Origin of the sequence: Kitasatospora sp. DSM 101779, from assembly GCF_025655475.1 — a bacterium.
GTDB lineage: Bacteria > Actinomycetota > Actinomycetes > Streptomycetales > Streptomycetaceae > Kitasatospora.
The window spans coordinates 5,190,932-5,198,059 of sequence record NZ_JAHTIK010000001.1 but is presented as its reverse complement, the minus strand read 5'-3'; the positions used below and the strand labels follow the sequence as shown (position 1 = coordinate 5,198,059).

Genomic DNA, 7,128 nt, shown 5'->3' with positions numbered 1-7,128 from the left:
CTGCGCGAGCGGCGGCGGCCGGGGCGGCGAGCAGGCGGGCCCGCCCGTCCGGGCCTCGGGAGCGGTCGACGGCAACGGCTCGGGCACCCCCAAGCCGCCCGCCTCGCTGATCGGCGACGGGTCGACCTCCGACTCCGGCCCGCAGCCGCACCAGCCGGAGGCGGTGCCGCTGGAGCTCGGCGAGCGCCCGCCGCAGTTCGTGGTGTTCTCCTGGGACGGCGCCGGCGAGCTCGACAACGGGCTGTTCTCCCGGTTCCGGCAGCTCGCCAAGGACCACGACGCCAAGATGACGTTCTTCCTCAGCGGCATCTACACGCTGCCCGAGTCCAAGCGGGACCTGTACCGGCCGCCGCAGCACCCGGTCGGCGCCTCCGACATCGGCTACCTGAGCGACGAGCACATCCGGGAGACCATCAGACAGGTCGGCGACGCCTGGCTGGAGGGCCACGAGATCGGCACCCACTTCAACGGGCACTTCTGCGGCCCCACCGGCGGCGGCCGCTGGTCGCCGGAGGACTGGGACAGCGAGATCGAGCAGGCCATGGACTTCGTCATGAACTGGCGGACCAACACCGGCTTCACCGACCTGCCGCCACTGCCCTTCGACTACCGCAAGGAGCTGATCGGCGGCCGCACCCCCTGCCTGGAGGGCCAGCGCGGCCTGCTGCCCACCGCCGCCAAGCGGGGCTGGAAGTACGACAGCAGCGGCCCCGGCGGCCTCCAGGTGTGGCCGCAGAAGTTCCAGGGCGGGGCGCTGTGGGACATGCCCCTGCAGTCCATCCCGTTCCCCGGGCACAGCTTCCAGGTGCTCTCGATGGACTACAACATCATGTACAACCAGTCCGGCAACAGCACCAAGGGCGACACCGCCCGGTTCGGCGCCTGGCAGACCCAGGCCCGCGACTCCTACCTGGCCGGCTTCGAGCGCGCGTACACCACCAACCGGGCGCCGATGATCATCGGCAACCACTTCGAGCAGTGGAACGGCGGCATCTACATGAACGCCGTCGAGGAGGCCCTCAAGGGGATCGCCGGCCGGCCCGAGGTCCGGCTGGTGTCCTTCCGGCAGCTGGTCGAGTGGCTGGAGGCACAGGACCCGGCGGTGCTGCGCAAGCTGCAGTCGCTGGCGCCCGGCGAGTCCCCGGCCGGCGGCTGGAAGTCCTTCCTCGGCGGAGCCGCCCAGGCGGCGCCCTCCTCCTGAGAGCAGAACCGTTCCGCCGGGGCCGTCAGCCCTCGGCCGGCGCCGGGACCTCCGCCGCGGCGACGGCCTTGCGCGCCGCACCGGTACGGCCCGACACCAGGGCGCCCAGCAGGGCCACCCCGGTCATCACCAGGAAGATCACCGCGAACGGGCCGGCCGGCGCCGTCGCGCCCTCGGCGGCCGCCACCGAACCGCCGCCGAGCCCGGCGAACAGCACGCCCGCCAGACCGATCAGCAGCACGTTGCCCAGCGCGTCGCTCAGCTGGATCGCCGCCGAGTTGGCGCCGGTGTCCTCCGGCGCCGACAGCTTCATCATCAGCACGCTGATGCTCGCCACCGCCAGGCCCATCCCGACGCCGCCGACCGACCAGGCCACCGCCGCCGTCCAGGCCGGCACCTCGGGCACCAGCACCAGTGCGGCGCCCGCGATCGCCACCGCGGTCAGCACGAAGCCCGCCCGGATCAGCGCCTCCCGGTGCCGGTCCGCCCACGGCCTGCCCTGCAGCCAGGAGCCGAACGCCCAGGACAGGCCGCCGCTGGTCAGCGTCAGGCCGGCCAGGGTCGGCGACAGGTGCCGCTGGGTCACCATCATCAGCGGGACGAAGGCCTCCGCCGCGAAGAACGCGCCCGCCGCGACCCCGCGCAGCAGGATCACCGTCGGCAGGCCGCGGGCCGCCCGCAGCGTGCCCGGCGGCAGCAGCCGCACCACGGCCGGCAGCAGCAGCGACGCGCCCAGCACCGCCGGCACCAGGCCCAGCAGGTCCAGGCGCTGGCCCGCGTACTGCAGCAGCCCGGCGCCGAGCGCCGCCAGCGCCGCGCACCAGGTGCGGCGGCGGTCGAAGGGCGCGGGCCGCAGCGGCGGCTGGGCGCGCTCCGCCCGGCGCAGCGCCGGGCCCATCACGGCGAGCGGCAGCAGGATCAGCACGGGTACGGCGAGGAACACCCAGCGCCAGCCGAGGTGCTGGGTCACCGCACCGGAGACCAACGGGCCGACGATGGACGGCAGCACCCAGGCCGCCGAGAACGCCGCGAACACCGACGGCCGCAGCCGCTCCGGGAACGCCCGGCCCACCACCACGTACAGCGCGACGATCACCAGACCGCCGCCCAGCCCCTGGATCGCCCGGCCGGCCACGAAGGGCCACATGCCGACCGCCGTGCCGGCCACCACCAGGCCCGCCCCGAACACCGCGATGCCGGTGAACAGCGGCGCCAGCGGCCCCCGCCGGTCGCACCACTGCCCGGAGACCACCAGGGCGAACAGCGTCGTGGTGAAGTAGCCCGAGAAGGCGAAGGCGTACAGGCCGAGCCCGTCGAGCTGCCGGGCGGCGACCGGCATCGCCGTGTTCACCGCCGTCGCCTCGAAGGCGAGCAGCAGCACCACCGAGACGATCCCCAGCGTCAGCGCCCGGTACGGCCCGCTCATCACTCCCCCGGTGTCGGGGGCGGCATCGGGCACGGGGTCAGCGCGGTCGACCGGGGTCGAGGAGGAGGTGGTGGCCATGCCTGCCATCGTAAGGCGCTCGACGCCCGGTGACTCCTGACCATGAGTCGGTGATCAACCGGGACCTCCGACCTAGGCCGCCCATGCCCTACGCCTCAGTGCAGCACCTTCAGCACCTTCAGGCCGAGCACGCCGCCGAGGATCAGCAGCAGGCAGGTCACCCGGGCAGCGGTCATCGCGTCGCCCAGGGCCGCCATCCCGTACAGCGCCGTCCCGACCGCGCCGATGCCCACCCACACCGCGTAACCCGTACCCAGCGGGATGCTCCGCATCGCGTACGCCAGCCCGCCCATCGACAGCACCAGCGCCACCGCGAACACCGCGCTCGGCACGGGTCGCGAGAACCCCTTGGCCGCCTCCAGCGACACCGCCCAGACGGTCTCCAGCACGCCCGCCATGATCAACACCAGCCACGCCACGACGGCACCTCCGCAGTAGGGGCAGCAGCTCTGTCGCTGCCGCCGCAGTACCGCGCCGTCTTGTCCTGCCGGGTACGACGCACCTCGTCCGGGGCGCACGATCACGCCACCCCTCGAACGTAACACACGACGACACACGGAATTCATACACGAATATTGACGCGCCCCTCCCCACTCCCCCTAAGATGAATTCATCAGCACGACGGAGACCCGAATACCGGGCCACCGGCCACGACAGTGACGACAGGAGTCGGCCATGAACAGGAAGACGGCGGCGATCGCAGCGCCCCGCACCTGTGCCGCCTGTTGTCCCGGCTGTCGCTGTTCCCGCGCCTGACGCGCGCCACATTCCACCCCTCTCCGGACGGGCCCGTACCCACGGGTATCTCCGTCGCCCCGGCCGTGTGCCCGAGTGGTTCAGGGAGCCGCCTGCAAAGCGGTTTACGTGGGTTCAATTCCCGCCACGGCCTCCATTTCCGCGGCACCGGACGGCGAATTCCGCCGCCCGGTGCCGCAGCATTTCCTTTTACGCCCGACGGCCCGTCCAGGCTTTTCTTCGCTTTTCTCCGCGCATGCGAAACGGCGCGGGCCGCCCCGTTGTCCGGGGTGGCCCGCGCCGTCGGGTGCGGGACGGTCAGTCGATCACCGGCGGGTTGGCGGAGCCGCCGCGCCAGGTCTCCTCGTCCTCGACCAGGTAGTCGGGACGCTGGCCGTTGTTGTTCTTGTCCTTCTTCTTGCCCGCCGCACCGGGGCCGCCGTGCATGCCGCCGCCGGGGGCGCCGTTCTGGCCGGCCCGGCCCTTGCCGATCCCGGAGCCGCCCTCGGTGAACGTCCGGCCGCCGGTGCCGCTCTTGGCACCACCGATCACCCCGCCACCCCGGCGCACCAGACCGCTGCCGCCCTTGCCGCCGCCGGCACCGGCACCCTTGCCGCCGGCACCGCCCAGGCCGGGCATGCCGCCCATGCCGGGCGTGCCCTGGCGACCGGCGCCCCCGGCACCCGTACCGCCCGCGCCGCTGCCGCCCGTCCGGCCGCCGGCACCGCCGCCGGGACCGGTGGCCCCGCCGCGGCCCGCACCGGACGTACCGCTGCGGCCGGGCAGCGACCCGCCGCCGAGGCCGCCCGGGATGTAGCCGCCGCCCCCACCGAGGCCGCCGCCACCGCCCAGGCCACCGCCGCCACCGAGACCGCCGCCCCCACCGGGAGTGTTCGGCAGCGTGCCGATGCCACCGCCGCCGGGGGTCGGGTGCGTCCCGACCGGCGGCAGGCTGTCGATCCCCGTGCTCGGCGGAACGACCGGGTGGGTCGGAGTCGGAATCGTCCCCGGCGGGACATCGCCCGGCAGCGGGGTCGGCACGTGCGGCGAACCCGGGACCGTCTGCTTCGGCCCCTGCGGGTCGACCTGTCCCGGCTTGTCCGACGGGTGCTCCGGGACGCCGTTCGGGTACTTCGGCGTCGGCGGCGGCGGCGAGACGGTGTTCGGCGGGACCGGGTTCTCGGGCTCCGGCGGGAAGGGCTTCTTGGGATCGTGGATGTTGCCCGTCTCCGGCGGTCGCATGTACCCCGCCGCCTGGTCGAACTGCGGCGCGAGGTGCTCCATGACGCCGATGGCGTACTGGTGGGAGATCTCGGTCGCCGAGAGCTCGCTGTAGTTCTTGTTGACCGCGCTGATCCGGTCCATGCCGCCGGCCACGTCGGCCTTGAACTGGGCGTCCGAGCGGCCGAAGCCGTCGCCGACCAGCTTCGCACCGCGCTCGAAGGTGCTGGGCACCTTGATCTGAGCCATGGTGGCCTTGCTCTGCTGCAGGGCGTCCCCGGCGAACTTCATCGCCGCGGAGGTGTTCTGCGCGTGGGCTGCGGTGTTGGTCATGCTCGTCTGGAGGGTGGCCGCCCGCTTGGTGAAGCCGTCGGCGGCCGCTCCCTCCCAGTTGGCGGTGGCGTGCTGCACCGCCCGCTGCAGGTCGGCGACGGCCTGCTCCAGCTCCTGGTGGACGTTGGTCCAGTGCTGGCTGACCTCGTGCAGCCGCTCGGGCTTGGAGTGCTCCAGCATCCGCTTGAGCGGGATCAGGTCCTCGTGTTCGAACTGGGTCATCTCACGCCCTCCCGGTCTGCATCGACCTCGCAGCGGCGACGAACTCGTCCTCGCGCGTCCGGTAGGCGGTGTTCACCGCGTGCGTCTTGTCTCCGAAGTCGTTGATCAGCGAGTCGAGTTCCTGGATGTGCTGGCTCAGGAACTGCTGCATCTGCGCGTGGGCGGCGAAGAGCTTCTTCGCCTGGTCGAAGTTGGCACCGAAGTCGTCGCTGACGAGGACGGTGTTGTACTTCGCCTTGTTGCCGCACTCGCTGAGGCCCTGCTGGAGGGCCCTCAGTCGCTTCACGACGGCTTCCAACTCGTCCGTGTTGACGCGGTATCCGTCGGCCATCTCACTCCTCCCCCTGGAGTCCGTACTTCCCCGTTGTTGCTGCACCCCGTGCGCAACGGGGCATGACGCCCTGACAGGGCGTTCGATCGTATCGCCTCTAGGCCGTGTACTGACACAGCGTCATCGCGGCGGGTTACCGCCCTGGTAGGGGTTCTGGTACGGCTGCTGCTGGGGGTACCCGGGAGGCGGCGGCTGGGTGCCGTAGGGCTGCTGCGCGGGCGGCCAGCCGGGCGCCGCACCGTAGGGCGCCGCACCGTACGGGGCCTGGCCCTGCGGGGGCACCGGGGCGGCCTGCGGCCGGCGGCGGCTGCGGGTCACCGCGACGATCACCACGACGAGCAGCACCGCCATGACGGCGAGGGCACCGAGCACCATCAGCGGGGTGATGCCACCGCCGACGGAGGACTTGGTCACGGGCTGCGACACCGGCGCGTTCGACGCGGTACCGGGCGCGGCCACACCCTCCGGCTTGGTCAGCGGCCCTTCCTTGCTGCCCGCCGGGATGTCCATGGTGAGCGCCTCGTAGGGGCGGATCACGCCGTACCCGAAGTGCGGGTCCGGGAGCTTGGCGCCACCGGCGGACGGCGGGACGGCAGCCGACTTGGCCAGGCGGTTGGCCACCTGGCCCGCGGTGAGCTGGGGGAACTTGGCCCGGACGAGCGCTGCGGCGGCGGACACGTACGCCGTCGCGTCGGACGTTCCGTCCGCGAGGCAGTACTGGCTGGACCCGCACTTGCCCGCGCTCACGATGTCGACGCCGGGTGCGGCCAACCGGACTTCGGGCCCGGAGTTGGAGCTCGACCAGACCTCGGAGGACTTGTCCGCAGCTGCCACGGCGAGGACACCCGGCAGGTTCGCGGGGTTCGCCACCGCTCCGCCGGTGTTCCCCGCGCCGGCCACCACGAGGACGTCGTGCTGGTACGCGTAGGCGACCGCACCCTGCATCTCGCTGTTGGCGACGGAGGCCGCCTGGGAGATGTTGATGACCTTGGCCCCGTGGTCGACCGCCCAGCGGATGCCCTGCGGAATCACGTCCAGGGCATTGGCGTCGCCCTTGTAGACGGGGAGGATCCTCGCCCCGGGCGCCAGGCCCACGACACCGGCGTTGGCACCGTGCCCGTGGCCGGCGATGAGGCTCGCCATCCCCGTGCCGTGGGACTCCGTCGGCTTGGTGTTGAGGTTCTGACCGCTCTCGTCGTAGCCGGGCAGGACCTGGCCGGTGAGGTCGGGGTGGGTGGCGTCGACGCCGCTGTCGATGACGGCGACGATCACGTTGTCGCCCTTGCTGACGGACCAGACCTTGTCGAGCTTGAAGTACTGGTTGGCCCACTGACCGTCCCGGACCTGGTCCGCGGACGCCCCGGGGGCGGCCGTCAGCAGGAGTGCACCTGCCAATGTCGAGGCGCCGAGCACCCGCATGGCCCTGGTCAGCGTCATCACTACCCCGTCAGTCGTCTGCTGCTGCCCGTACGTTGTCGCAACGCCCCCGCGTGCACAGGGCGCTCCGATCGTATCGTCTGTCCGGGCGTGGACTGACGCAGCATCGGCCGGCCGGCACGCCGCGGGGCGCGACGCGGACGG

The 7,128-nt window shown here is 72.5% G+C and carries 6 protein-coding genes, 1 tRNA gene and 1 riboswitch; of the genes, 2 read left to right on the top strand and 5 right to left on the bottom strand.

The annotated features are described in order from the left end of the window. The coding region (locus KSNIM_RS23695) for a hypothetical protein (RefSeq protein WP_263105168.1) at positions 1-1,201 on the top strand (1,201 nt) is incomplete at its 5' end. Between the two features lie 25 nt (positions 1,202-1,226). On the opposite strand, the gene KSNIM_RS23690 is transcribed toward KSNIM_RS23695, so the two are convergent. Together KSNIM_RS23690 and KSNIM_RS23685 are read right to left on the bottom strand one after the other, a co-directional pair. Further along, on the bottom strand, positions 1,227-2,705 hold the full coding sequence (locus KSNIM_RS23690; RefSeq protein WP_263105167.1) for an MFS transporter: 1,479 nt from the start codon (positions 2,703-2,705) through the stop codon (positions 1,227-1,229). A gap of 95 nt (positions 2,706-2,800) precedes the next feature. After that, positions 2,801-3,124 (bottom strand): DMT family transporter, encoded by a 324-nt coding sequence (locus KSNIM_RS23685; RefSeq protein ID WP_263105166.1) that lies wholly within the window; start codon positions 3,122-3,124, stop codon positions 2,801-2,803. A gap of 49 nt (positions 3,125-3,173) precedes the next feature. Further along, a riboswitch (guanidine-III (ykkC-III) riboswitch) is annotated at positions 3,174-3,236 on the bottom strand. 286 nt (positions 3,237-3,522) lie between these two features. On the opposite strand from KSNIM_RS23685, the gene KSNIM_RS23680 reads away from it, so the two are divergent. Further along, positions 3,523-3,597, top strand: a tRNA-Cys gene (locus tag KSNIM_RS23680). Positions 3,598-3,758: 161 nt separating this feature from the next. Here the strand turns inward: KSNIM_RS23680 and KSNIM_RS23675 are convergent. The 3 genes from KSNIM_RS23675 to KSNIM_RS23665 form a co-directional block, all read right to left on the bottom strand. Beyond that, the gene (locus KSNIM_RS23675; RefSeq protein WP_263105165.1) at positions 3,759-5,216 is read right to left on the bottom strand and encodes a WXG100 family type VII secretion target; all 1,458 of its coding nucleotides are present in this window, start codon (positions 5,214-5,216) and stop codon (positions 3,759-3,761) included. A gap of 1 nt (position 5,217) precedes the next feature. Continuing rightward, positions 5,218-5,547, bottom strand: coding sequence for a hypothetical protein (locus KSNIM_RS23670; protein ID WP_263105164.1), 330 nt, complete (start codon positions 5,545-5,547; stop codon positions 5,218-5,220). Between the two features lie 120 nt (positions 5,548-5,667). After that, positions 5,668-6,984: a S8 family serine peptidase gene (locus KSNIM_RS23665; RefSeq protein WP_263105163.1), complete on the bottom strand. Its 1,317-nt coding sequence runs from the start codon at positions 6,982-6,984 to the stop codon at positions 5,668-5,670. Between the last annotated feature and the right edge of the window lie 144 nt (positions 6,985-7,128).